General features: G+C 65.5%; 19 protein-coding genes and 1 tRNA gene. 13 read left to right on the top strand and 7 right to left on the bottom strand.

Annotation, left to right across the window (positions count from 1 at the left end; translation table 11 throughout):
- Positions 1-241: 241 nt before the first annotated feature.
- The 3 genes from AWC07_RS13650 (at position 242) to AWC07_RS13640 (ending at position 5,390) form a co-directional block, all read left to right on the top strand.
- Positions 242-1,183 carry a hypothetical protein gene (locus AWC07_RS13650; protein ID WP_036411450.1) on the top strand — a complete coding sequence of 314 codons (942 nt, stop codon included), beginning with the start codon at positions 242-244 and terminating at the stop codon, positions 1,181-1,183.
- Positions 1,170-4,319, top strand: coding sequence for a peptidase domain-containing ABC transporter (locus AWC07_RS13645; protein ID WP_036411452.1), 3,150 nt, complete (start codon positions 1,170-1,172; stop codon positions 4,317-4,319). The genes AWC07_RS13650 and AWC07_RS13645 overlap by 14 nt, the downstream gene beginning before the upstream one ends.
- Positions 4,320-4,436: 117 nt before the next feature.
- Positions 4,437-5,390, top strand: coding sequence for an adenylate/guanylate cyclase domain-containing protein (locus AWC07_RS13640; protein ID WP_036411455.1), 954 nt, complete (start codon positions 4,437-4,439; stop codon positions 5,388-5,390).
- 125 nt (positions 5,391-5,515) lie between these two features.
- On the opposite strand, the gene AWC07_RS13635 is transcribed toward AWC07_RS13640, so the two are convergent.
- The 4 genes from AWC07_RS13635 to AWC07_RS13620 form a co-directional block, all read right to left on the bottom strand.
- A tRNA-Val gene (locus AWC07_RS13635) sits at positions 5,516-5,587 on the bottom strand.
- Between the two features lie 65 nt (positions 5,588-5,652).
- Complete coding sequence (locus AWC07_RS13630) at positions 5,653-6,114, bottom strand: peroxiredoxin (RefSeq protein WP_036411457.1); 462 nt, start codon at positions 6,112-6,114, stop codon at positions 5,653-5,655.
- Complete coding sequence (locus AWC07_RS13625; protein WP_036411471.1) at positions 6,114-6,536, bottom strand: DUF3052 domain-containing protein; 423 nt, start codon at positions 6,534-6,536, stop codon at positions 6,114-6,116. The genes AWC07_RS13630 and AWC07_RS13625 overlap by 1 nt, the downstream gene beginning before the upstream one ends.
- Before the next feature lie 81 nt (positions 6,537-6,617).
- Entirely contained in the window at positions 6,618-7,220 is a 603-nt protein-coding gene (locus AWC07_RS13620) for a hypothetical protein (RefSeq protein ID WP_139829687.1), read from the bottom strand.
- Between the two features lie 185 nt (positions 7,221-7,405).
- Here AWC07_RS13620 and aceE point away from each other — a divergent pair, with 185 nt between their 5' ends.
- The 7 genes from aceE to AWC07_RS13585 all read left to right on the top strand — a co-directional run bounded on the left by aceE (position 7,406) and on the right by AWC07_RS13585 (position 17,198).
- Complete coding sequence (gene aceE, locus AWC07_RS13615) at positions 7,406-10,198, top strand: pyruvate dehydrogenase (acetyl-transferring), homodimeric type (RefSeq protein WP_036411459.1); 2,793 nt, start codon at positions 7,406-7,408, stop codon at positions 10,196-10,198.
- An 83-nt stretch (positions 10,199-10,281) separates the two neighbouring features.
- Entirely contained in the window at positions 10,282-11,613 is a 1,332-nt protein-coding gene (locus AWC07_RS13610; RefSeq protein WP_036411462.1) for a PucR family transcriptional regulator, read from the top strand.
- Positions 11,614-11,785: 172 nt separating this feature from the next.
- Positions 11,786-12,703: an ACP S-malonyltransferase gene (locus AWC07_RS13605; protein WP_036411464.1), complete on the top strand. Its 918-nt coding sequence runs from the start codon at positions 11,786-11,788 to the stop codon at positions 12,701-12,703.
- Positions 12,704-12,778: 75 nt separating this feature from the next.
- Positions 12,779-13,126, top strand: coding sequence for a meromycolate extension acyl carrier protein AcpM (gene acpM, locus AWC07_RS13600; protein ID WP_023365075.1), 348 nt, complete (start codon positions 12,779-12,781; stop codon positions 13,124-13,126).
- Positions 13,123-14,388, top strand: a complete 1,266-nt coding sequence (gene kasA, locus AWC07_RS13595) for a 3-oxoacyl-ACP synthase KasA (RefSeq protein ID WP_036411465.1) — start codon at positions 13,123-13,125, stop codon at positions 14,386-14,388. The genes acpM and kasA overlap by 4 nt, the downstream gene beginning before the upstream one ends.
- Positions 14,389-14,481: 93 nt before the next feature.
- On the top strand, positions 14,482-15,741 hold the full coding sequence (kasB, locus tag AWC07_RS13590) for a 3-oxoacyl-ACP synthase KasB (RefSeq protein WP_036411475.1): 1,260 nt from the start codon (positions 14,482-14,484) through the stop codon (positions 15,739-15,741).
- A gap of 35 nt (positions 15,742-15,776) precedes the next feature.
- Positions 15,777-17,198 carry an acyl-CoA carboxylase subunit beta gene (locus AWC07_RS13585; protein WP_036411466.1) on the top strand — a complete coding sequence of 474 codons (1,422 nt, stop codon included), beginning with the start codon at positions 15,777-15,779 and terminating at the stop codon, positions 17,196-17,198.
- Between the two features lie 124 nt (positions 17,199-17,322).
- Here AWC07_RS13585 and AWC07_RS13580 read toward each other — a convergent pair whose 3' ends face one another.
- Entirely contained in the window at positions 17,323-18,870 is a 1,548-nt protein-coding gene (locus AWC07_RS13580) for a glycerol-3-phosphate dehydrogenase/oxidase (RefSeq protein WP_139829685.1), read from the bottom strand.
- A complete protein-coding gene (locus AWC07_RS13575) occupies positions 18,870-19,439 on the bottom strand; it encodes a TetR/AcrR family transcriptional regulator (protein WP_036412529.1) in 570 nt (189 codons plus the stop codon). The genes AWC07_RS13580 and AWC07_RS13575 overlap by 1 nt, the downstream gene beginning before the upstream one ends.
- A gap of 47 nt (positions 19,440-19,486) precedes the next feature.
- Between AWC07_RS13575 and AWC07_RS13570 the strand changes: the two genes are divergently transcribed.
- The 3 genes from AWC07_RS13570 (at position 19,487) to AWC07_RS13560 (ending at position 22,603) form a co-directional block, all read left to right on the top strand.
- Positions 19,487-21,067 carry an FAD-binding oxidoreductase gene (locus AWC07_RS13570; protein WP_084293484.1) on the top strand — a complete coding sequence of 527 codons (1,581 nt, stop codon included), beginning with the start codon at positions 19,487-19,489 and terminating at the stop codon, positions 21,065-21,067.
- On the top strand, positions 21,064-22,014 hold the full coding sequence (locus AWC07_RS13565) for a diacylglycerol kinase (protein WP_036412533.1): 951 nt from the start codon (positions 21,064-21,066) through the stop codon (positions 22,012-22,014). Before AWC07_RS13570 ends, AWC07_RS13565 begins: the two co-directional genes overlap by 4 nt.
- A gap of 61 nt (positions 22,015-22,075) precedes the next feature.
- The gene (locus AWC07_RS13560; RefSeq protein ID WP_036412535.1) at positions 22,076-22,603 is read left to right on the top strand and encodes an Rv2253 family sensor-like surface protein; all 528 of its coding nucleotides are present in this window, start codon (positions 22,076-22,078) and stop codon (positions 22,601-22,603) included.
- A 164-nt stretch (positions 22,604-22,767) separates the two neighbouring features.
- Here AWC07_RS13560 and AWC07_RS13555 read toward each other — a convergent pair whose 3' ends face one another.
- Entirely contained in the window at positions 22,768-23,112 is a 345-nt protein-coding gene (locus tag AWC07_RS13555) for a hypothetical protein (protein WP_036412537.1), read from the bottom strand.
- Positions 23,113-23,735: the final 623 nt, after the last annotated feature.

The raw sequence follows: 23,735 nt of genomic DNA, 5'->3' as shown, positions 1-23,735 counted from the left end.
ATGTCGGCCAAACCTGTTGTGGAGCAGATTAACCAGTCAGCTGCGAAGCATCTGTTCCCGGGACCTGACCGCATCCGGGGTGTCGAGGTCACCGGAACCCCTACGACCGCCCGAGGACCTCCCCACGGTTGGCCGCAATCCGCTCGCAATGATGTGCACCAATCTTGCCGGAGTCGCGTGCAGCACGGTTTCCGCATGTACCCTTTACACTCGGTGCCGACTTCGTCGTTCGGGAGGCGCTATGAGCCTGAGCACCGCCCGCAGCGCGCGGGTGTTTAACGCCGGGGGCCATTGCTTCACCTGGGTCGAGGTGGTCGAGTGGGCTCGTGCCCGCGGACAATGGCCAGCGTTACAGCAGCGGGTCGGTGCGCTGCTCGCCCGTGAGCGCGAACTTGTCGAGGCTGGCGCGCTGCCGGGCACGGCGCAGGCGCAGGCCGCCGCCGACAGCTTCCGCCACCGGCACAACTTGTTGACCGCCGACGAGCTCGAGGAGTGGCTCGAGCGACATGATGTCACTGTCGACGAGTGGAAAGGCGAGATGTTGCGCTCGCTGCTGGAGCCTTCCGGTGACGCCGCAGGGGTGTCGCCAGACGTGGTCGAGCGCGCGTGCTGGGTACACGGCATCTGCTCGGGACAGTTAGCCGCATACGCGCACACCATGGCCGAAGAGATCGCGGTGCATCTGCGCGATCAGCCCCTGACCTTGTCACCCGACGAACTGGCAGCGCTGCCGGAAGAGCGTGAGCGCTTCTGCTCCGATCAACTGCGCAAAGAAGCACTGACCGCCGAGATCACCGACAACCAAGTCGGCTGGACGCGTCTGGACCTGCGGCGTTTGATTCACAGCGACGAGATGGTGTTACGGGAGGCGGCGTTGTGCGTGCGCCTGGATGGCCGTGCGCTGGCCGATGTCGCCAACACTGCGAAAGCGGAGCTGCGCGAAATCAGCTTGCTGCTCGACGATGCGGAGCCGTCACTGCGCACGAGGTTGCTCGCGGCAAGTCCCGGCGAACTCATCGGCCCGGTAGCCACCGACAGCGGTCATCAGCTGGTCCTGGTCGTGCGGCGGGTCGCCCCGAGCCTGGACGACGCGATGGTGCGCCGACGCGCCGAGGAGACGGTCATCAAGCGCGCGCTGGCCGCCGAGGTCAACCGCCACGTGAACTGGCATGAGCGTCTCTGACCGTGCGCACGCGCCCAGCGCCCCGGCCGAGCTGCGCCGGGTCGCGCTGCTGGAGCTGATGCCGGCAGACGTTCGCCGGCTGGTCGAAGCGTCGTTCACTCGTGTGCAGTTCGGTTTCGGCGAGGTGATAGTCGCCGAAGGCGATGAAGCAAACGCGCTGTTCGTGATCCAGTCCGGTACCGCGCGGGTGATCAAGGCCGGTGATAACCGAGAGGAACTCCCGCTCAACGTTCTGCGCTCTGGTGACGTCTTCGGTGAACGTGCGTTGCTGGAGCCTGAACGGCGGCGTACGGCTACGGTACGCGCTTCCAGCCCGATGGAGGCGCTGCGGCTGGACCGCGCGGTGTTCGAGGCGTTGGTCCGTAGCGAGCCGGAGGTGGGCCGCTATGTCGACCTGCACATCCGGCGCCACGAGCTGCGCGATTTCTTGCGTCAATACACCGCCTTCGCTGACCTTCCTCCCGAGGGAATGCGGGTGCTGTTGGACGGGCTGATCGCCTCCTCGGTAAGTGCCGGAGAGCTGGTGGTTCGTCAGGGTGAGCCGGCGGGCCCGATGTATGTCGTGCGGCACGGCCGGCTGCGCGCCTATATAGATCACGCCGGTGTCCGCGAACAGCGGATGTATTTGCGACGCGGCGATTTCTTCGGCGAGGTGTCGTTGCTGCGTGGTACCGATCGCACTGCCAGCGTGGAGGCCGTCAGCGATTGCGAGCTGTGGGCGCTCGAGCCGCAGCTGTTTGCCCAGCTGGTCGCCGAGCATCCGCGGTTTCGGGAACACATCGAGCAGCGTGTCTCCGCCTACGACTACCGCTCCGTCGCAAACGTGCCGCTCGACTTCGCTGACGAGCTGCTGCCGGCGGATGCCGCCGGGCCCGAAGTTCTCAGCGAGGAACAGACTCGTGCCGCTGCGACCCCGTACCCGCTACGAGCGCAAGCCGACATTGAAATCGAGCAGTTCGATGGTTTTGCGCGTCCCGACAGGCGCATCCGCCGCTTTCCCGTGATACTGCAGAACGACGCGACGGAGGCCGGTGGCGCGTCCCTGGCGATGGTGTGCCGTTATTACGGCCGCAACGTGTCATCCGTGCGTGTGCGCGAGGCAGTGCGCACCGCCGTTGACGGTACGAGTCTGCTAGGCATCAGACAGGGCGCGGAGTCCCTCGGGTTCAAAGTACGCGCCGCGAAGGTGTCCAAGAGTCGGCTGGACACGATGCCGCTGCCGGCGATTTTGAACTGGGCGAACAACCACTGGCTCGTCCTGTACCACGTCAATGCCCGGCACGCTTGGGTGGTCGATCCGGCTCGGGGGCGCCGCCGGTTGGAGCGAACCGAACTGGAGGCGAATTGGTCGGGCTACGCGGCCTTCTTCGCCCCTACCGAGGCCCTGCTGGAGGTCCCGGAGGAAAGTTCGCGTCTCGGCTGGTTCCTCGGGTTTTTCAAGCCCTACCGGCGCACCTTGCTCATCGCGGTTGCGCTCGCCTTTCTGTCCGCCGCCGGCTCGATGCTGATTCCGGTGTTGAGCAAGTTCATCGTCGACAAGGTGATCCGCGCAGACGACGTGCAGCTACTCACCATGCTGGTGTTGGTCATGTTCGGCGCGCTGCTGCTGTCGGTGGCGGTCACGATCGTCCAGAGGCTGCTGCTGAGTCGTATCGCGGTGCGGGTGGACCGAGAGACCCTGGACACGCTTTCCGAGGTGCTACTGGCCCTGCCGATGAGCTACTTCCACGCCCGGCGCATCGGCGACATTGGGCGGCGGCTCAGTGGCTTGCAGACCGCGCGCGAGATCGCGATAAACAGGGGAGTAATCTGCCTGACCTCCGTCGCTCAGGTGGTCGTTGCCGTCGCCTTCATGTTCGTTTTCAGTTGGCGTCTGACACTCGTGTATCTGATCAGTTCCGTGCCGCTGTATTGGGCACTCATGTGGTACATCCAGACGCGCCTGCAGCCCACCTACGAGGGGCTCGAAGAGTCCTGGGGCAAATACCAGTCCCGACAAATCGACTCCATCAGGGGCATCGAGACGGTCAAGGCAATGGGCGCCGAGGAGTCGCTGCGCCGCATAATGCTCAATCAGTTCAACGACCTCTCGGACAAGGTCTACCGGGCGGATCGCATGCTAATGCTGTTCAACGGAGCAGTTCAGCTGATCTCGTTCCTGTCCCTGGCGCTCTTCTTGTGGCTCGGCGCGCTGCAGGTGTTGCACCACCATCTGACGGTGGGGGGACTGATCACCTTCAACGCGCTGGTGCTGCTCACCAACCAGCCGATCGTGACCGTCGTGCAGTCATGGGATGTGCTGCAGCACACGGTTGTCCTACTCGGTCGACTCAACGACGTCCTCGAGCACGAGCCTGAGCAGGGTGCGGATCACTCGGGATTGACGCCGGTGAAATCCATCTCCGGCCATGTTCACTTCCGGCGCTTGAGCTTTCAGTATCCCGGTCCGGCCCAGGCGCCGGTTCTCGATGAGGTCGAATTCGATGTCCAGCCCGGTACCCGGGTCGCCATCGTAGGTCGTAGCGGGTCGGGTAAGACGACACTGATCAAGTGCCTGTGCGGGCTGCTGGAGCCGACGGGCGGCAACATCCTCTACGACGGCGCCGAGCTGACCAGCCTGGATATGCGCGACTTACGCCGCCAGATCGGCTTTGTGCTGCAGGAAAACCACATGTTCGATGCGACGATCGCGGAGAACATCGCCTTCGGTACCGAACAGCCAGACCCGGAACAGGTGATGTGGGCGGCGCGGGTCGCCAACGCCGCGGGTTTCATCGAGCGGCTACCGATGGGCTACCAAACACGGATCGGCGAATCGGGGCTGCTGCTGTCCGGCGGCCAGCGTCAACGCATCGCGATCGCGCGTGCCGTCTACCACCGTCCACCGGTGCTGGTCTTCGACGAGGCCACCAGCGCCCTCGACACCGAGTCCGAGCGGGCCGTCAAGGAAAACCTCGACCAACTGCTGCAGGGGCGCACGTCATTTGTGATCGCTCATCGGCTCAGCACAGTACGCGACGCCGACATCATCATCGTGCTCGAGCAGGGTCGGCTGGTCGAGCGCGGCACGCATGACGAACTGATGGCGCGGCAAGGTCTCTACTACTACCTGTGCAGCCAGCAGCTCGGCATGTGAGTAAAAGGGCGCATGCATCGCGTGAACAGGTACGTCGACCCGGTTCAGGCAGAAGAGCCGGGAATTTCACGCAAACTTGGACACGTCCAGCCGTAGAAGTGCGACTAGCTTGTAACCGTGGTTACCGACTGGGAGCGCGAACCGCGGGCCCATCTCGTCGTCCAGGCCGACGGCGGCGAGCGCAGAGTGGCAATCTTCGATCAACTCTTCATCGGCCGCGAGTGCGCGGGGATCCGCGAAAATCGCCGGCTGGTGTTACGCGAGCCGGGCATCTCGCGAAACCATTGCGAGATCCGTTTGGACTCCGTCACCGACCAGGCATTCATAATCGATACAAGCACCAACGGCACTCTGCTCAATGGCGCGCGCCTGGAACGAGCCGTGCTGGTTGCGATCAAGCCCAACGACGAGATCAGGATTGGCGACGTCGCGCTCACCTTCCGATCGGACCGGTTCACGACGGTCCCGAACACCGTCGGAAAACTGACCGAGGCTCGAATTTTCGAGTCGACCATGGTGATGGTGGTCGGGGACATCATCAACTACTCGACGATCTCCGAGATCACCGACAACAGACTTATCGCGCAGAGCCTGAACCACCTTTGGCACGAGCTGGGCACGTTGCTGAGAGCCCACCGCGGCACGCTCAATCATTACGCCGGTGATGCGCTGTATGCGGTCTGGGAACTGCAGACGCTTCCCCAAGCCAACGAGCTAGCGGTCGACTTCGCGCTAGCGGCGAACCAGAAGGTCGAAGAAATCGGGCCCGAACTCCCACTGCGCGACCCGCACGGTTCGCCGATCCGGATGGGCTGGGGAGTGGTACAGGGCACCGCCGCGATCGCCGCGATGACACGATCGGTCGAGGCCGTCATCGGCGACGCGACCAACGTGGCGTTCCGGTTGGCCGGCATCGCCGGACGGGCCGGACGCGCGTCCGTGATGGTCACCGATGCCGTGCATACCGCCGTGGAGGCGCAATACGTGTGGGGCCAGCCCGCTCAAGTAGAGATCAAGGGCCGAAGCGGAACAACGACCGTGTATCCGGTCATCGCACGCACCCGGCCATAGATGACGGCGCACGCCCAAGGGAACGGACAGTACGGACGTGCGAACCCAGCTGGCACAGTCTTGGCGCAACGGGGTTCGCCGTCATGTTCGAATTGACCAATATCACCCTGACCTGCATCCATCGGTGGGCGCGGACGGTATCGAACCGCCGACCGCTGGTGTGTAAAACCAGAGCTCTACCACTGAGCTACGCGCCCTTGAATCCCGGGGGTCCGCAGCAGGCTACCCGCCCGCGGCCCAACCACCCAAACCTTCAGGCCCTTCAGGCTCGCAGCGCCGCCAATGCCTGAGTCCACAGCCGCTGATCGCGGGCCTCACCCGGCTGTTTCATCTCGGCGAAGCGGATGATCCCCGACCGGTCGATGACGAAGGTACCGCGGTTGGAGACGCCGGCCAGCTCGTTGAACACGCCGTAGGCCTGGCTGACCCCACCGTGCGGCCAGAAATCGGACAGCACCGGAAAGGTGAACCCGCTCTGCGTCGCCCAGATCTTGTGCGTCGGCGGCGGGCCCACCGAAATGGCAAGTGCCGCACTGTCATCGTTCTCGAACTCCGGCAGGTGGTCACGCAGTTGGTCCAGCTCACCCTGACAGATCCCGGTGAATGCCAACGGGAAGAACACCAGCAGCACGTTCTTCACGCCGCGATAGTCGCTGAGGGTGACGGGTTGTTGATTCTGGTCGCGCAGCGTGAAGTCCGGAGCGGTGGCCCCGACGTCGAGCATCAGCGCTTCCCGGCCCGTGACTTCGGCTGGACCAGCCGGCTGGCGCTCCAATTGCCGAGATTGACCGACGAGGTCGGCATCAACCCGGCAGTGGGCGCCGCCTCGGCGATGTCGGCGGGCAGCACATGGCCGGGCCGGCCGGTCTTGGGGGTCAGCACCCAGATCACGCCGTCTTCGGCGAGCGGGCTGATCGCGTCCATCAGGGTGTCCACCAGATCGCCGTCGCCATCGCGCCACCACAGCAGCACGACGTCCACGACCTCGTCGGTGTCTTCATCCAGCAGCTCGCTGCCGCAGGCTTCCTCGACCGCCGCGCGGATGTCGTCGTCGGCGTCTTCGTCCCAGCCCCACTCCTGGACGACTTGGTCTCGTTGGATGCCCAGTTTGCGAGCGTAGCTCGGGGCGTGATCCGCCGCGACCACCGTGGAACCTCCCTTGTTCAGCCACACGACGCGTGATGGGCACTATCGTCGCACAAATGCCATCGAGCCGATAACGCCGCCTCAATAGGAGGCCATGCACATTTTCAGCGCCTTGGTCTTGGTGTCGTTGAGCTGATCGACTCGCCGGTTGAACTCGCCCGTCGGTGCGTGGACGCCGATGGCATTCGCCACCGCCAGCGCCGCATCGGCATAGGCGTTGAGCGCGTCGCGCATCTGCCGCGACAGCGCGTCGTTGAGACTGCCCGTCACCGATGAGGCGCTGTTGTTGAGCGCTTCGATGGCCGGGCCCTCGGTCGGCCCGGTGCTGCGGCCGGCATTGAACGCCGCGACAAAGGCATTCACCTTGTCGATGGCGTCCTTGCTGGTGGTTGCCAGCGTGTCACAGGTGCTGCGGATCGCCTTGGTCGTCAGCGACTGTTGCCGCTGGGATTCGCGGATACTGGACGTCGCCGACGAGGCCGACAGCGACACCGACACCGACGACCGGTAGGCCGGAGCGACCTTGGTGTCGGGGGTCGCGGTGCCCTCGGTGACGCTGGTACACCCCAGGATTGCCATCAGCAGCACCGCAATGCAACCGCAGACCTGGGCGACTCGCCTGGCACTCAGACTGGCGACGACCCCCACGTGCCGGCCAGCGGCGGCACGCCATCCGATGAGCACGGCTAGTGACGTTACCGGGTCGGGGCGTCAACTGTCCGCGACGCTCCACCGAGGCCTCCGGCCACCCCGATCCCGCGGCACCGATCGGGCGGCGGCTATCCGTCCGTGACGTCGGTGCGGCACGATAGGGGGACGGACCACCGACGCGTCCCAAGCAGCACACCCGCCGACTCCAGGAGTAGCGCGTGACCACCGAGTTCGCCCGCCACGATTTGGCCAAAACCCCAAGCAGCGCAAGCGAACCCGACCGCGTTCGGGTCATCCGCGAGGGCGTGGCATCCTATCTGCCCGACATCGATCCCGAAGAGACCACCGAATGGCTGGAGTCCTTCGACGAGATGCTGGAGCGCTCCGGCCCACCGCGGGCGCGCTACCTGATGTTGCGGCTGCTGGAACGCGCCGGCGAACAACGGGTGGCCATCCCGGCGCTGACGTCGACCGACTACGTCAACACCATCCCGACGGAGCTGGAGCCGTGGTTCCCGGGCGACGAGGACGTCGAACGCCGCTACCGGACCTGGATCAGATGGAACGCGGCGATCATGGTGCATCGGGCGCAACGGCCCGGGGTGGGCGTGGGTGGTCACATCTCGACCTACGCGTCGTCCGCGGCGCTCTACGAGGTCGGTTTCAACCACTTCTTCCGCGGCAAATCGCATCCCGGCGGCGGGGACCAGATCTTCATCCAGGGCCACGCCTCCCCCGGGATCTACGCACGCGCGTTCCTGGAAGGCCGGTTGACGGCCGACCAGTTGGACGGCTTCCGCCAGGAGCACAGCCACCCCGGCGGCGGGTTGCCGTCCTACCCGCATCCGCGGCTGATGCCCGACTTTTGGGAATTCCCCACCGTCTCGATGGGCCTGGGCCCGCTCAACGCCATCTACCAGGCGCGGTTCAACCACTACCTGCACGACCGCGGCCTCAAGGACACCTCCGACCAGCACGTGTGGTGTTTCTTGGGCGACGGCGAGATGGACGAGCCGGAAAGCCGCGGGCTGGCACACATCGGGGCGCTGGAAGGCCTGGACAACCTGACCTTCGTGATCAACTGCAACCTGCAGCGCCTCGACGGCCCGGTCCGCGGCAACGGCAAGATCATCCAGGAGCTGGAGTCGTTCTTCCGCGGAGCCGGCTGGAACGTGATCAAGGTGGTGTGGGGACGCGAATGGGACGCCCTGCTGCACGCCGACAAGGACGGCGCGCTGGTCAACCTGATGAACGTCACACCCGATGGCGATTACCAGACCTATAAGGCCAACGACGGCGCCTATGTGCGCGACCACTTCTTCGGCCGCGACCCGCGCACCAAGGCGCTGGTGGAAAACATGACCGATTCCGAGATCTGGAACCTCAAGCGCGGCGGCCACGACTACCGCAAGGTCTATGCGGCTTACCGAGCTGCCGTCGACCACAAGGGGCAGCCGACGGTGATCCTGGCCAAGACCATCAAGGGCTATTCGCTAGGCGCGCATTTCCAGGGCCGCAACGCCACCCACCAGATGAAAAAGCTTGCGCTGGAAGACCTTAAGTATTTCCGGGACGCCATGCGGATCCCGGTCAGCGACGCCCAGCTGGACGAAGACCCCTACCTGCCGCCGTACTACCACCCCGGCCCGGACGCCCCGGAGATCCGGTACATGCTCGACCGGCGCCGCACCCTCGGGGGCTTCGTGCCCGAGCGCCGGACCAAGTCCAAGGCGCTGAAGCTTCCCGGCCGCAATGCCTATGCCGCCCTGAAGAAGGGATCCGGAAGCCAAGAGGTCGCCACCACCATGGCGACGGTGCGCACGTTCAAGGAATTGTTGCGCGACAAGGAGGTTGGCCCCCGGATCGTCCCGATTATCCCGGACGAGGCCCGCACCTTCGGGATGGACTCCTGGTTCCCGTCGTTGAAGATCTACAACCGCCTTGGCCAGCTCTACACCGCAGTCGACGCCGAACTGATGCTGGCCTACCGGGAAAGCCAAGACGGCCACATCCTGCACGAGGGCATCAACGAAGCCGGGGCGGTGGGCTCGTTCATCGCGGCCGGCACGTCGTATGCGACGCACAACGAGCCGATGATCCCGGTCTACATCTTCTATTCGATGTTCGGTTTCCAGCGCACCGGCGACGGTTTGTGGGCCGCGGGCGACCAGATGGCGCGCGGGTTCCTGCTCGGCGCCACCGCGGGCCGCACCACGCTGACGGGCGAAGGCCTGCAGCACGCCGACGGCCACTCGCTGCTGCTGGCCGCCACGAACCCGGCGGTGGTGTCCTACGACCCGGCCTTCGCCTACGAGATCGCCTACATCGTGGAAAGCGGACTGGCCCGCATGTTCGGGGAGAACCCGGAGAACGTGTTCTTCTACATCACCGTCTACAACGAGCCCTACGTTCAGCCGCCCGAGCCGGAGAACTTCGATCCCGAGGGCGTGCTGCGGGGTATCTACCGGTACCGCGCGGCCACCGAACAACGCTCCAGCAAGGCGCAGATCCTGGCCTCGGGCGTGTCGATGCCCGAGGCGCTGCGGGCGGCCGAGTTGCTGGCAGCCGAGTGGGACGTGGCCGCCGACGTGTGGTCGGTGACCAGTTGGGGCGAACTGAACCGCGACGGGGTGTCCGTTGAGAAGCAACGGCTGCGCAACCCCGGCCAGCCGACGGGCGAGGCGTACGTGACCAAGGCGCTCGCCGATACCGCCGGCCCGGTGGTCGCGGTGTCGGACTGGATGCGTGCGGTCCCCGAGCAGATCCGCCCCTGGGTGCCGGGCACCTACGTGACACTGGGCACCGACGGGTTCGGCTTCTCCGACACCCGGCCCGCCGCCCGGCGCTACTTCAACACCGACGCCGAGTCGACCGTCGTCGCGGTGCTGGAGGCGCTGGCCCGCGACGGTGAAATCGACCCGTCGGTGGCCGTGGCAGCCGCCCGTCAGTACCAGATCGACAATGTGCAGGCGGCAGCGAAGCAGGATGCCGATGCCAGCACGGCGACCTAGCGCGCGAGCAGTGGATAAGACGACACTAAGAACCCCCAAACTCTTTGGCGGGAAGTTCCAGAAAAAAGGCGTAGCTTTTAGGGGTGAACGACAACCAGTTTTCGCCCCAGTTTTCGCCATTGGCGAAGCTCGCGTCGTCGAGATCACCGCTCGAACTGCTGGACACCGTGCCCGATTCGCTGCTGCGACGGTTGAAGCAGTATTCGGGCCGGCTGGCCACCGAGGCGGTCTCGGTGATGCAGGAGCGGTTGCCGTTCTTCGCCGACCTGGAGGCGTCCCAGCGCGCCAGCGTGGCACTGGTGGTGCAGACGGCCGTGGTCAACTTCGTCGAGTGGATGCAGGACCCGCACAGCGATGTGAGTTACACCGCACAGGCATTCGAACTGGTGCCCCAAGACCTGACCCGACGAATCGCGTTGCGTCACACCGTCGACATGGTGCGGGTCACCATGGAGTTCTTCGAAGAAGTGGTGCCGCTGCTGGCCCGTTCGGAGGAGCAGTTGACCGCGCTGACCGTGGGCATCTTGAAGTACAGCCGGGACCTGGCGTTCACCGCAGCCTCCGCCTACGCCGACGCCGCCGAAGCGCGCGGCACCTGGGACAGCCGGATGGAGGCCAGCGTGGTCGACGCGGTGGTACGCGGCGACACCGGCCCGGAGCTGCTGTCCCGGGCGGCGGCGCTGAACTGGGACACCACCGCGCCGGCAACGGTGGTGGTGGGCACCCCGGCACCGGGGCGCGACGGCTCGAATAACGAGGACGGCAGCAAGCGGGCCAGCCAGGACGTCCGCGACATCGCCGCCCGCCACGGCCGGGCAGCGCTCACCGACGTACACGGCACCTGGCTGGTGGCCATCGTGTCCGGCCACTTGGCGCCCACCGATAAATTCCTCAAGGACCTGCTGAAGGCGTTCTCCGACGGGCCGGTGGTCATCGGGCCGACCGCTCCCATGCTCACCGCGGCCTATCACAGTGCCAGCGAGGCGATTTCGGGGATGAACGCGGTCGCCGGCTGGCGCGGCGCGCCGCGCCCGGTGCTGGCCCGTGAATTGCTGCCGGAACGCGCCCTGATGGGTGACGCCTCGGCGATCGTGGCGTTGCATACCGACGTGATGCGGCCACTGGCCGACGCCGGCCCGACGCTCATCGAAACGCTGGACGCGTATCTGGATTGTGGCGGCGCGATTGAGGCGTGTGCCAGGAAGTTGTTCGTTCATCCAAACACCATCCGGTACCGGCTCAAGCGGATCACCGACTTCACCGGGCGTGATCCGACCCAACCGCGCGACGCCTATGTCCTGCGGGTGGCCGCGACAGCGGGCCAGCTCAACTATCCGGCACCGCATCCGGGCGCCGCGAACAATGCCATGGCAGCGGTTCCGCTCCCGCTCAGGCGGGGTGCCGAGGGGGCCTGAAGATCGGCCTGACGGCCGAACCGGGACAATAGTGATTCAGGGCACAGATCGCGGGGCGATCTCAAACATGTAGCTTACGCGGCTATTTTGTATGGTCTCCACAAAAACCTAAGACCAGGTTCATAATCTGTTACACCGCGCAAAACCGTTTCCACAGTGTTCTCTTAGACACGTGATTGCGTTGCTTGCGCCCGGACAGGGCTCCCAGACCGAGGGAATGCTGTCGCCGTGGCTGGAATTGCCAGGCGCGGCGGACCGGATCGCCTCGTGGTCGCAGGCCAGCGGCCTGGACCTGGCCCGCCTGGGCACCACCGCGTCGACCGAGGAGATCACCGACACGGCGGTCGCTCAGCCGTTGATCGTTGCGGCCACCCTGCTGGCTTACCAGGAGCTGACACAGAGGGGTCTGCTGGTGGGCCGGGAGTTCATCGTGGCCGGCCACTCCGTCGGCGAGATCGCGGCCTACGCGATCGCCGGGGTAATAGCGGCCGATGACGCCGTCGCACTGGCCGCGACCCGCGGCGCCGAGATGGCCAAGGCGTGCGCCGCCGAGCCGACCGGTATGTCGGCGGTGCTCGGCGGCGACGAGGCCGAGGTGCTGAGTCGCCTCGAACAGCTCGACCTGATCCCGGCCAACCGCAACGCCGCCGGCCAGATCGTCGCCGCCGGCCGGCTGACCGCTTTGGAAAAGCTCGCCGAGGACCCGCCGGCCAAGGCCCGGGTGCGTGCGCTGGGCGTCGCCGGAGCGTTCCACACCCAGTTCATGGCCCCGGCCCTGGAGGGCTACGCTGCGGCGGCGGCCGCCATTGCGACCGCCGAGCCCACCGCCACGTTGCTGTCCAACCGCGACGGCATGCCGGTCGCGTCTGCGGCCGCGGCGATGGAAGCCCTGGTCTCCCAGCTCACCCAGCCCGTGCGCTGGGATCTGTGCACCGCGTACATCCGCGAGCACAGTGAGCACAAAGTCACGGCGATCGTGGAGTTCCCCCCCGCGGGCACCCTCACCGGCATCGCCAAACGCGAACTTCGGGGGGTTCCGACGCGCGCCGTCAAGTCACCCGCAGATCTGGACGAGTTGGCAAGCCTGTAACCGCAGGATTCGTCCAGGACCAAAAATGCACGTCAAACCGATTTGCCCACAACACATTACGAAGGGAAGCTAACTGTGGCCGTCAGTCAGGAAGAAATCATCGCCGGTATCGCCGAGATCATCGAAGAGGTCACCGGTATCGAGCCCTCCGAGGTCACCCCGGAGAAGTCGTTCGTCGACGACCTGGACATCGACTCGCTGTCGATGGTGGAGATCGCCGTGCAGACCGAGGACAAGTACGGCGTGAAGATCCCGGACGAGGACCTCGCCGGTCTGCGCACCGTCGGTGACGTCGTCGCCTACATCCAGAAGCTCGAGGAAGAGAACCCCGAGGCTGCCGAGGCGCTGCGGGCCAAGCTCGAGTCGGAGAACCCCGAGGCTGTTGCCAACGTCAAGGCGAGGCTGGAAGCAGAGAGCAAGTGACCAAGCCTTCCACTGCTAATGGCGGTTACCGCGGCGCTCCTTTTAAGGACGTCGTGGTAACCGCCGTCACAGCGACGACGTCGATCTCGCCGGACATCGAGAGCACGTGGAAGGGTCTGTTGGCCGGCGAGAGCGGCATCCACGTCCTCGAAGACGAGTTCATCACCAAGTGGGACCTACCGGTCAAGATCGGTGGCCACCTCAAGGAGCCCGTCGACAAGCACATGGGCCGGCTCGACATGCGCCGCATGTCGTACGTCCAGCGGATGGCCAAGCTGCTCAGTGGACACCTGTGGGAATCCGCGGGCAGTCCGGACGTCGACCCGGACCGGTTCACCGTCGTGGTCGGAACCGGCCTCGGTGGGGCCGAGCGGATCGTCGAGAGCTACGACCTGATGAACGAGGGCGGGCCCCGCAAGGTGTCCCCGCTCGCCGTTCAAATGATCATGCCCAACGGCGCCGCGGCGGTCGTGGGCCTGCAGCTCGGCGCCCGGGCCGGGGTGATCACCCCGGTCTCGGCTTGTTCATCGGGTTCGGAGGCCATCGCGCATGCGTGGCGTCAGATCGTCATGGGTGACGCCGACGTCGCCGTCTGCGGCGGTGTCGAGGGCCCCATCGAGGCGCTGCCCATCGCGGCGTTCTCGATGATGCGGGCCATGTCGACCCGCAACGACGAGCCCGAGCGTGCCTCGCGGCCGTTCGACAAGGACCGTGACGGTTTCGTGTTCGGCGAGGCCGGTGCGCTGATGCTGCTCGAGACCGAGGAGCACGCCAAGGCCCGCGGGGCAAAGCCGCTGGCCCGGTTGATGGGTGCCGGTATCACCTCGGACGCCTTCCACATGGTGGCACCCGCGGCGGACGGCGTGCGTGCCGGCCGGGCGATGACACGGTCGCTGGAGCTGGCGGGTTTGTCCCCCAAAGACATCGACCACGTCAACGCGCACGGCACCGCGACACCGATCGGCGACGCTGCCGAGGCCAACGCCATCCGGGTCGCCGGTTGTGAGCATGCCGCGGTGTACGCTCCGAAATCGGCCTTAGGTCACTCCATTGGCGCAGTCGGGGCGCTGGAGTCGATATTGACCGTGTTGACACTGCGGGACGGCGTCATCCCGCCCACACTGAACTACGAGACCCCCGATCCCGAAATCGACCTCGATGTTGTCGCGGGCGAACCTCGCTACGGCGAATTCCGCTATGCCATCAACAACTCGTTCGGCTTCGGCGGTCATAATGTGGCACTCGCCTTCGGGCGCTACTGAAGCAAGACATCGCGGGCCGCGAGGCCCGAGGTGGGGGTCCCCCCGCTTGCGGGGGTGAGCCGAACAGATACGGAAGGAATGTTCGCAACACTCATGACAGAGCTGGTTACCGGGAAAACGCTCCCGAACGTAGTGGTCACCGGCGTCGCCATGACAACCGCACTGGCCACCGACGTGGAAACCACGTGGAAGTTGCTGCTCGACAGCCAAAGCGGGATCCGCGTCCTCGACGACCCGTTCGTCGAGGAATTCGACCTGCCGGTGCGCATCGGCGGGCATCTGCTGGAGGAGTTCGACAGCCAATTGACGCGCGTCGAGCTACGGCGCATGGGCTACTTGCAGAAGATGTCCACCATCTTGAGCCGCCGAGTGTGGGAGAACGCGGGCTCACCCGAAGTCGACCCCGACCGGTTGATGGTGTCCATCGGCACCGGGCTGGGCTCGTCGGAAGAGATGGTGTTCAGCTACGACGACCTGCGTGCTCGTGGCATGAAGGCGGTCTCACCGCTCGGTGTGCAGAAGTACATGCCCAACGGCGCCGCGGCTGCGGTCGGCCTGGAACGGCATGCCAAGGCGGGCGTCATCACCCCGGTGTCGGCGTGCGCGTCCGGTTCCGAGGGCATCGCTCAGGCGTGGCGCAACATCGTCTTCGGCGAGGCTGACGTGGCGATCTGCGGTGGCGTCGAGACCAAGATCGAGGCGGTGCCGATCGCGGCGTTCGCCCAGATGCGCATCGTGATGTCCACCAAGAACGACGATCCCGTCGGCGCCTGCCGCCCGTTCGACCGGGACCGCAGCGGCTTCGTGTTCGGTGAAGCCGGTGCGCTCATGGTGATCGAGACCGAGGAGCACGCCAAGGCCCGCGGTGCGAACATCCTGGCCCGCATCATGGGAGCCAGCATTACCTCCGACGGCTTTCACATGGTGGCGCCCGACCCCAACGGGGAACGCGCCGGGCATGCGATGAGCCGGGCGATTCAGCTCGCGGGCCTGACGCCGGCCGACATCGGCCATGTCAACGCACACGCCACCGGGACCTCGGTGGGTGACCTGGCCGAGGGCAAGGCCATCAACAACGCGCTCGGCCCCCACGGCGGTAACGCCGCGGTGTACGCACCCAAGGCCGCGCTGGGCCACTCGGTGGGCGCCGTCGGTGCGGTGGAATCGATCCTGACCGTGCTCGCGTTGCGGGACCAGGTCGTTCCCCCGACACTGAACCTGGAAAACCTCGATCCGGAGATCGACTTGGACGTGGTGGCGGGTAAGCCGCGGCCCGGTGACTACCGGTATGCGATCAACAACTCGTTCGGATTCGGCGGCCACAACGTGGCAATCGCTTTCGGGCGGTACTAAATCCCGAGCCACCCCGGAATAACAGGAGACCTGCGATGACGATCATGGCCCCCGAGGCGGTCGGCGAGTCGCTCGACCCCCGCGATCCGCTGCTGCGACTGAGCACCTTCTTCGACGACGGCAGCGTGGAGCTGCTGCACGAGCGTGACCGCTCTGGCGTACTGGCCGCTTCGGGCACCGTGAACGGTGTGCGCACCATCGCGTTCTGCACCGACGGCACCGTGATGGGCGGCGCCATGGGCACCGAAGGCTGCGCACACATCGTCAACGCCTACGACACCGCCATCGAGGAGCAGAGCCCGATTGTGGGCATCTGGCATTCCGGCGGTGCCCGGCTGGCCGAAGGTGTCAAGGCGCTGCACGCGGTGGGCTTGGTATTCGAGGCCATGATTCGGGCATCGGGGTATGTCCCGCAGATCTCGGTGGTCGTCGGCTTCGCCGCAGGCGGCGCCGCCTATGGGCCGGCCCTGACCGACGTCGTCGTGATGGCGCCTGAAAGCCGGGTGTTCGTCACCGGGCCCGACGTGGTGCGCAGCGTCACCGGCGAGGACGTCGACATGGCCTCTCTCGGTGGCCCCGAGACTCACCACAAGAAGTCCGGGGTGTGCCATATCGTCGCCGACGACGAGCTCGACGCCTACGAGCGCGGTCGCCGGCTGGTCGGATTGTTCTGTCAACAAGGCCATTTCGACCGGAGCAAGGCCGAGGCCGGCGACACCGATATCCACGCGCTGCTGCCCGAATCTCCTCGGCGGGCCTATGAGGTGCGTCCGATCGTGACCGCAATTCTCGACAGCGAAACGCCTTTCGACGAGTTCCAGGCCAATTGGGCGCCGTCGATGGTGGTCGGTTTGGGCCGGTTGTCCGGCCGCACGGTCGGTGTGCTGGCCAACAATCCGCTGCGGCTGGGCGGCTGCCTGAACTCCGAAAGTGCCGAGAAGGCAGCACGTTTCGTGCGGCTCTGCGATGCGTTCGGGATTCCGCTGGTGGTGGTGGTCGATGTGCCCGGCTATCTGCCGGGTGTCGACCAGGAGTGGGGCGGCGTGGTGCGTCGCGGCGCCAAGCTGCTGCACGCATTCGGCGAGTGCACCGTTCCGCGGGTCACCCTGGTCACCCGAAAGACGTACGGCGGGGCCTACATTGCGATGAACTCCCGCTCGCTGAATGCCACCAAGGTGTTCGCCTGGCCGGACGCCGAGGTAGCCGTGATGGGCGCCAAAGCGGCCGTCGGCATCCTGCACAAGAAGAAGCTGGCTGCGGCGGCCGAGCATGAACGCGAAGCGCTGCATGACGAACTGGCGGCCGAGCACGAGCGGATTGCCGGCGGCGTGGACAGTGCCATCGACATCGGCGTGGTCGACGAGAAGATCGACCCGGCGCACACCCGCAGCAAGCTCACCGAGGCGCTGGCCCACGCGCCGGCGCGGCGCGGGCGCCACAAGAACATTCCGCTGTAGTTTCTGACCGCGAGCAGTCGCAGAATCGCACGCCACAGCCCGGCGGAACGCGATTGGGTGTCTGCTCGTCACCGGCACCGACAGCGCGCTGTTCGCTTTGGCATGCCGATAGGACTCAGTTCCACTACCCCGGTGCGGCCCCTGCGAGGAACTCCTCAGCGACGGCGACAACACGCTCACGGTCGCGGGGCACCAGGCCGATTCGGGTTCGGCGATCCAGGATGTCGTCGACATCCAGTGCACCCTCATGGGTCACTGCGTACTCGAACTCGGCCCGGGTTACGTCGATGCCGTCGGCGACCGCTTCGATGGGACGCTCGCAGGTGGCGGTGGTGATCACATTGGCCGCCTCGGCGCCGTAACGCGCCACCAATGACCCGGGCAAGCCGGCCGCCGATCCCTGTGGGCAAGGCCCGGGGTTCGCCGGCGCACCGATCAGCGGCAGGTTGCGAGTCCGGCAATCACCGGCGCGCAAGTGCCGCAGGCTGATCGCACGGTTCAGCACATCCTCGGCCATATACCGGTATTCGGTCAGCTTGCCGCCGACCACGCTGATCACCCGCGACGGGGATTCGATGACGGCGTGGTCGCGGGAAACGTCAGCGGTGCGGCCCTCTCCGGTGTCGATCAGTGGCCGCAGCCCGGCGTAGGCACCGATGACATCGGTGGTCTGCAGTTTGGTTGTCAGCGCGGTGTTGACCGTGTCCAGCAGGAACATGATCTCTTCCGAAGATGGTTCTGGCACATCCGGAATCGGGCCGGGAGCATCTTCGTCGGTCAGACCGAGGTAAACCCGGCCCAGCTGCTCGGGCATGGCGAACACGAAGCGGTTGAGCTCACCGGGAATCGGAATAGTCAGCGCCGCAGTCGGATTCCCGAAGGCATCGGCGTCGAATACGAGATGTGTTCCACGGCTGGGCCGTAACTTCAGCGAGGGGTCGATCTGGCCGCCCCACACTCCCGCGGCGTTGATGACGGCGCGGGCGGACACATCGAAGGTTTGGCCGGTGCGCTGATCGGTCAACCGCGCCGAAGTGCCCGTCGCGTTCGATGCGCCAACGTAAGTCAGGATCCGGGCGCCGTGCTGGGCCGCGGTGCGCGCGACCGCAACTACCAGTCGGGCGTCGTCGATCAATTGCCCGTCGTAAGCCAGCAAGCCGCCGGCAAGGCCGTCACGCCGCACGGTCGGCGCCATCTCGATCACGCGCTGCGCCGGGATGGTGCGCGATCGGGGCAGCGTCGAGGACGGCGTGCCGGCCAGCATGCGTAACGCGTCACCGGCCAGGAACCCGGTGCGCACCAGCGCGCGTTTGACGTGACCCATCGACGGCAGCAGCGGGACCAGCTGCGGCATCGCATGTACCAGATGAGGGGCGTTGCGGGTCATCAGGATTCCGCGCTCGATCGCGCTGCGCCGGGCGATGCCCACGTTGCCGCTAGCCAGGTAGCGCAACCCGCCATGCACCAGTTTGGAGCTCCACCGGCTGGTTCCGAACGCGAGGTCGTGCTTTTCGGCCAGGGCCACCCGCAAGCCCCGGGACGCGGCGTCCAACGCGATCCCGACACCGGTGATCCCGCCACCGATGACGAGCACATCCAGCGCTTCCCCGTCGGCCAGAGCGGTCAGTTCGGCAGTGCGGCGCGCGGCGTTCAGAGCGGTCGAATTGGGCATCAGGCCAGGTATCCGTTCAGTGAGTAGGTGAGTTCGGCAGCCAGTGCTTGGGAATCGAGGATCGGATTGACGATGTCGACGGACTGGATCGTCGACTGGGCGATGAGCAGCACCATGGTCGCGAGTTGACGGGGGTCGCCGGCGCGGACGCTGCCCGTTCGTTGTGCCACTTTGAGTCGCGCCGCGAGCCCCTCGATCAGGAACTGCTGGCTGGTGCCCAGGCGCTCGGTGATGTAAACCCTGGCCAGGTCCGAGTGCATCAGCGCCTTGATCAAGTCGTCGCGCCGTAGCCGATCGGCCACCGCGACGACTTGCCTCACCACGGCTTCACGGTCGTCGCCATCGAGGGGCAATTCGTCGAGCACATCGGTGATGTGGCGGGTCAGCAACGCCGCGATGATCGACCTCGTGTCCGGCCACCGGCGGTAAACGGTCGGGCGACTGACGCCCGCGCGTCGTGCGATCTCGGCGAGTGCGACCTTATCAACACCGTGCTCGCGGACACAGCTCGCGGCCGCTGCAAGTATGCGCGCCCCGATGTTTTCGGGAGCATTACTCGTTGACAGCATATGCAATACTGTAACGCATGACACATCTCGAGGAACTCCTTCCGCCCATGAAATGGAATGCGTGGGGAGATCCCGCCGCTGCGAAGCCGCTCTCCGACAGCGTCCGTGCTCTGCTGAAACAGGTTGTCGGCCTTGGTGATTCGGATGAAGCAGAGCTTAATCCGAATCAGGTGACTCTGCGCCCGTCCACCTTGTCGCAGGCCGACCGGGACGCGCTGGCCGAAATCGTCGGCGCCGAATACTTCCGCGCCGCCGACCGCGACCGGTTGCTGCACGCGGGCGGTAAGTCGACACCAGACATGCTGCGGCGAAAGGACACTGGTCCTCAGGATGCTCCCGACGCGGTGTTGCTGCCCGGTGATGACGGGACTGTCGCCGCGATCCTGCGGTATTGCTCCGACCACGGCATCGCCGTCGTCCCCTTCGGCGGCGGCACCAACGTCGTCGGCGGGCTTGATCCCGACCGCGGCGAGTTCGGCGCGGTGATCTCGCTGGATTTGCGGCGCTTCAACCAACTTCACTTTCTCGACGAAGTTTCGGGCATAGCGGAATTGGGGGCCGGCGTGACCGGTCCCGAGGCCGAACGCCTGCTTGGTGAGCACGGCTTCTCGCTCGGGCACTTCCCGCAAAGCTTCCTCTTCGCCACCATCGGCGGTTTCGCGGCAACCCGTTCCTCCGGCCAGGATTCCGCCGGCTATGGCCGGTTCAACGACATGATTCTCGGGCTGCGCATGATCACTCCGGTGGGTGTGCTGGATCTGGGCCGGGTAGCGGCCTCGGCGGCAGGTCCGGACCTGCGCCAACTGGCGATCGGCTCGGAAGGTGCCTTCGGCGTCATCACCAAGGTGCGGTTGCGGGTACACCGGATACCGGAAACGACGCGCTACGAAGCCTGGTCGTTCCCCGACTTCGCTACCGGCGTCGCGGCGCTGCGTGCGGTCACCCAAACCGGAACCGGACCCACCGTCGTCCGCCTCTCCGATGAGGCCGAGACCGGCGTGAACCTCGCCACCACCGAATCGATCGGTGAAAACCAAATCACCGGCGGCTGTTTGGGGCTCACCCTCTTCGAGGGCACCAAGGAACACGCCGAAAGCCGGCACGCCGAGACGCGCGCGTTGCTGGCAGCCCACGGCGGAACGTCACTGGGCGAGGGGCCGGCGCAGGCCTGGGAGCGCGGCCGGTACGCCGCGCCCTATCTGCGGGATTCGCTGCTGGCGGCCGGCGCGCTATGCGAGACGCTGGAGACCGCCACCGACTGGTCCAACATCGCGGCCCTGAAAGCCGCGGTCACTGAGGCGCTGTCCACGTCACTGGCGGAATCGGGTACCCCGGCGCTGGTGATGTGCCATGTGTCGCACGTGTATCCGACCGGGGCGTCGCTGTACTTCACCGTCGTCGCGGGGCAGCGAGGCAATCCGATCGAGCAGTGGATGGCAGCCAAGAAGGCCGCATCGGACGCGATCATGGCCAACGGCGGCACCATTACCCACCACCACGCGATTGGCGCCGACCACCGCCCCTGGATGCGTCAGGAGGTCGGCGATCTGGGTGTGCAGTTGCTGCGCGCAATCAAAGCGACACTGGATCCGGCCGGAATTCTCAATCCCGGCAAGCTGATTCCGTGACCGCCGAGAACCCTGTCTCCCGGCAACCGCGCCGGCGCGAGATCGCCAAGGTGACTGCGCTGACCAATCCTGTCTCTGGGCACGGCGCCGCGGTCCAGGCCTCGCAACGTGCGATGGCCCGGTTGCATCATCGCGGGGTGGAAGTCATCGAAATCGTCGGTGAGAACGCTGAAGATGCGCGCTATCTGCTTGCCGCCGCAGTCGAGAAGGGCACCGATGCCGTCGTCGTCACCGGCGGCGACGGCGTCATCTCCAATGCGCTGCAGGTATTGGCGGGCACCGATGTTCCGCTGGGCATCATTCCGGCGGGCACCGGCAACGATCACGCCCGCGAATTCGGGATTCCCACCAAGGATCCCGAAGCCGCCGCGGACATCGTCGTCGACGGCTGGACGGAAACCGTTGACCTGGGCCGGATCCGTGACCGCGCGGGGGTCGACAAATGGTTCGGCACCGTGGCGGCAACCGGATTCGATTCGCTGGTGACCGACCGAGCCAATCGGATGCGTTGGCCGCATGGCCGCCTGCGCTACTACCTCGCGATGCTCGCCGAGCTGTCGCAGCTGCGGATGTTGCCGTTCCGATTGGTCCTCGACGGCGCTCGGGAAATCGAGACCGACCTCACGCTTGCCGCCTTCGGCAATACTCGTAGCTACGGCGGCGGGCTGCTCATCTGCCCCAACGCCGATCATTCCGACGGCCTGCTCGACATCACCATGTTGGCCTCGGCGTCCCGGACGAAAATGGTCCGCTTCCTGCCCACCGCCATGAACGGCACCCACGTCGAGCTGGACGAGGTGACCACCGCACGGGCCAAGACCGTCGACGTCGAGTGCCCCGGCATCAACGTGTACGCCGACGGCGACTTCGCGTGTCCGCTGCCCGCCGAGATCTCCGCGGTTCCGGCCGCGCTACAGCTGCTGCGTCCCAATCCCTCAGCGGTGTAACGACTCGGTCACCGAACCCGACATCTTTTCAAACCCGATCAAGCCCGATCAGGGAGGAAAGATGTCCGGGCTTCGCCAAACCGCGCTCGTCACGCTGGCTGCCGCGTCGTTGTGTTGTGTCTGCATGTCGGAAGCTCCCCGCGCGACGGCCGAGGAGACTCCGAGCTGGAATGGACAATACGTCGTGACGTTCGGGGCCAACGCGAAAACCGGAACCAGCATCGCAGCGAGTGCACCAGAATACGCCCACCGGGCCAAATACTCCTTCAGCTCGAGCTGTGCGGCGGGCGTCTGTATCGCCACGGTGACCGATGGGCCGCCGGCCAAAAATGAGTTCATCCAGCGCCCAATCGAATACACCTGGAACGGCTCCCAATGGGTGCGAGAGACCGCCTGGAAATGGGACTGCCTGCTGCCCGACGGGACAATCGAGTACGACCCGGCCAACTCCATTGCGGTATATACCCCCGGGCCGCACGGAATCCTCACCGGCGTGTTCCATACCGACATCACCAGCGGCGCCTGCAAGGGAAATGTCGACATGCCGGTATCGGCCAAGCCGGCCTTTGAGCCGGAGAATGTTGTCTAAAGCGTGTCGAAAATTGTGGTGAGGTGTTCGCCATCGCCGTGCTCGGGCGTCTCGGTTCAGACCGCAGGTGCGGTGTGAACGTCAGTTCCCGCGTCGTCGCCGCGTGGGCGTCTCCGCCGGCGGTTGCTGCCGGATGTCGGGCTTCGCAGACAACCGGATCCAACTCAGGTGGCGGGCGCGTCAGGCTGGTCGGGCGGAATCGCGCCGTCGCAACCACCAGGCGGTGGCGGACCCGGCAGCGGCTCGTCGCCGCCTACGCAGTCGTAGTACCACTGCGGCCCGGTGATATAGGTTCGCATCCACTGGTGCCAGAACGACCCGTCGGGATACTTCTCGCCGTCGCACACGGCCAACTCGCCAAAACCCCAACGCCCGCCCGGGCAGTAGCCCATCGTCATGTTGGGCTTGTGCGGGTCCGGTGGATCAGCGCTGGCAACCGCGGCAGAAGACACAATCACCGCAGCACAGCCCAACGTCGCGGCGCCAAGGCGAGTGAGGTACGACTTCATTTGTGTTTCGACCCTTCTTTAGCGTGCTGAACCCATACGGCTGATTTCAAGTCAAGATCCGAACTTGTGAATGAGCTTCGTCCAGGCAGCGTAAGTAAACGGACCTTCTCGTTAAGAATCTGAAGTCCGGTTTGTTCTGATAAAGATTCGGCATTGACTCGCTAGTTCGGACAAGTCGCAACATACTTGCGGCAGTTTACGGCACGGTGGGCCGGCGGTGTCAACTTGAAGCGGACCGGTGAACGCGACACATCAGGCCATCGGCGCCGTCTACGCACCAGCATCGCGGGCCGGAATCGATGAAGGTCAATAACTCTATGTTATTGATTAATAATGGTTTTTGATTAGCGCTTGGCTTGAAATAACTGTACGGTCGGTTTGGGTGTTGGATAGCGTCTCAGCTTGCGATGGCATATAACAGTCTTATTTCCTATTCCATTTACGGACCGGTTGCCCAGCCTGAAATTTCCCGGTCGCCCGGTGTTGATCTCCGACTTGTCCGTGGGCGCCGATGACCAGGTGTCTTTTGCTCCGGCGCACACCAGGCACCCTTACCCCCGACTTCGGCTCCGGCCAAGCCGACGTCGACCGCGAGGGCAGGCCCGTGAGGGCGAGGCCGCAAG

The organism is Mycobacterium gastri, from assembly GCF_002102175.1.
GTDB classification, from domain to species: domain Bacteria; phylum Actinomycetota; class Actinomycetes; order Mycobacteriales; family Mycobacteriaceae; genus Mycobacterium; species Mycobacterium gastri.
The sequence above is the reverse complement of the archived record's forward strand: the minus strand, read 5'-3'. Positions and strand labels throughout refer to the sequence as shown.

Bases quoted from the DNA above. Each gene is read 5' to 3' on its own strand.
- AWC07_RS13650 (WP_036411450.1), top strand. From the start codon at position 242: ATGAGCCTGAGCACCGCCCGCAGCGCGCGGGTGTTTAACGCCGGGGGC.
- AWC07_RS13645 (WP_036411452.1), top strand. From the start codon at position 1,170: ATGAGCGTCTCTGACCGTGCGCACGCGCCCAGCGCCCCGGCCGAGCTG.
- AWC07_RS13630 (WP_036411457.1), bottom strand. From the start codon at position 6,114: ATGCTCGACGTCGGGGCCACCGCTCCGGACTTCACGCTGCGCGACCAG.
- kasB (WP_036411475.1), top strand. From the start codon at position 14,482: ATGACAGAGCTGGTTACCGGGAAAACGCTCCCGAACGTAGTGGTCACC.
- AWC07_RS13585 (WP_036411466.1), top strand. From the start codon at position 15,777: ATGACGATCATGGCCCCCGAGGCGGTCGGCGAGTCGCTCGACCCCCGC.
- AWC07_RS13580 (WP_139829685.1), bottom strand. From the start codon at position 18,870: ATGCCCAATTCGACCGCTCTGAACGCCGCGCGCCGCACTGCCGAACTG.
- AWC07_RS13575 (WP_036412529.1), bottom strand. From the start codon at position 19,439: ATGCTGTCAACGAGTAATGCTCCCGAAAACATCGGGGCGCGCATACTT.
- AWC07_RS13570 (WP_084293484.1), top strand. From the start codon at position 19,487: ATGAAATGGAATGCGTGGGGAGATCCCGCCGCTGCGAAGCCGCTCTCC.
- AWC07_RS13560 (WP_036412535.1), top strand. From the start codon at position 22,076: ATGTCCGGGCTTCGCCAAACCGCGCTCGTCACGCTGGCTGCCGCGTCG.
- AWC07_RS13555 (WP_036412537.1), bottom strand. From the start codon at position 23,112: ATGAAGTCGTACCTCACTCGCCTTGGCGCCGCGACGTTGGGCTGTGCT.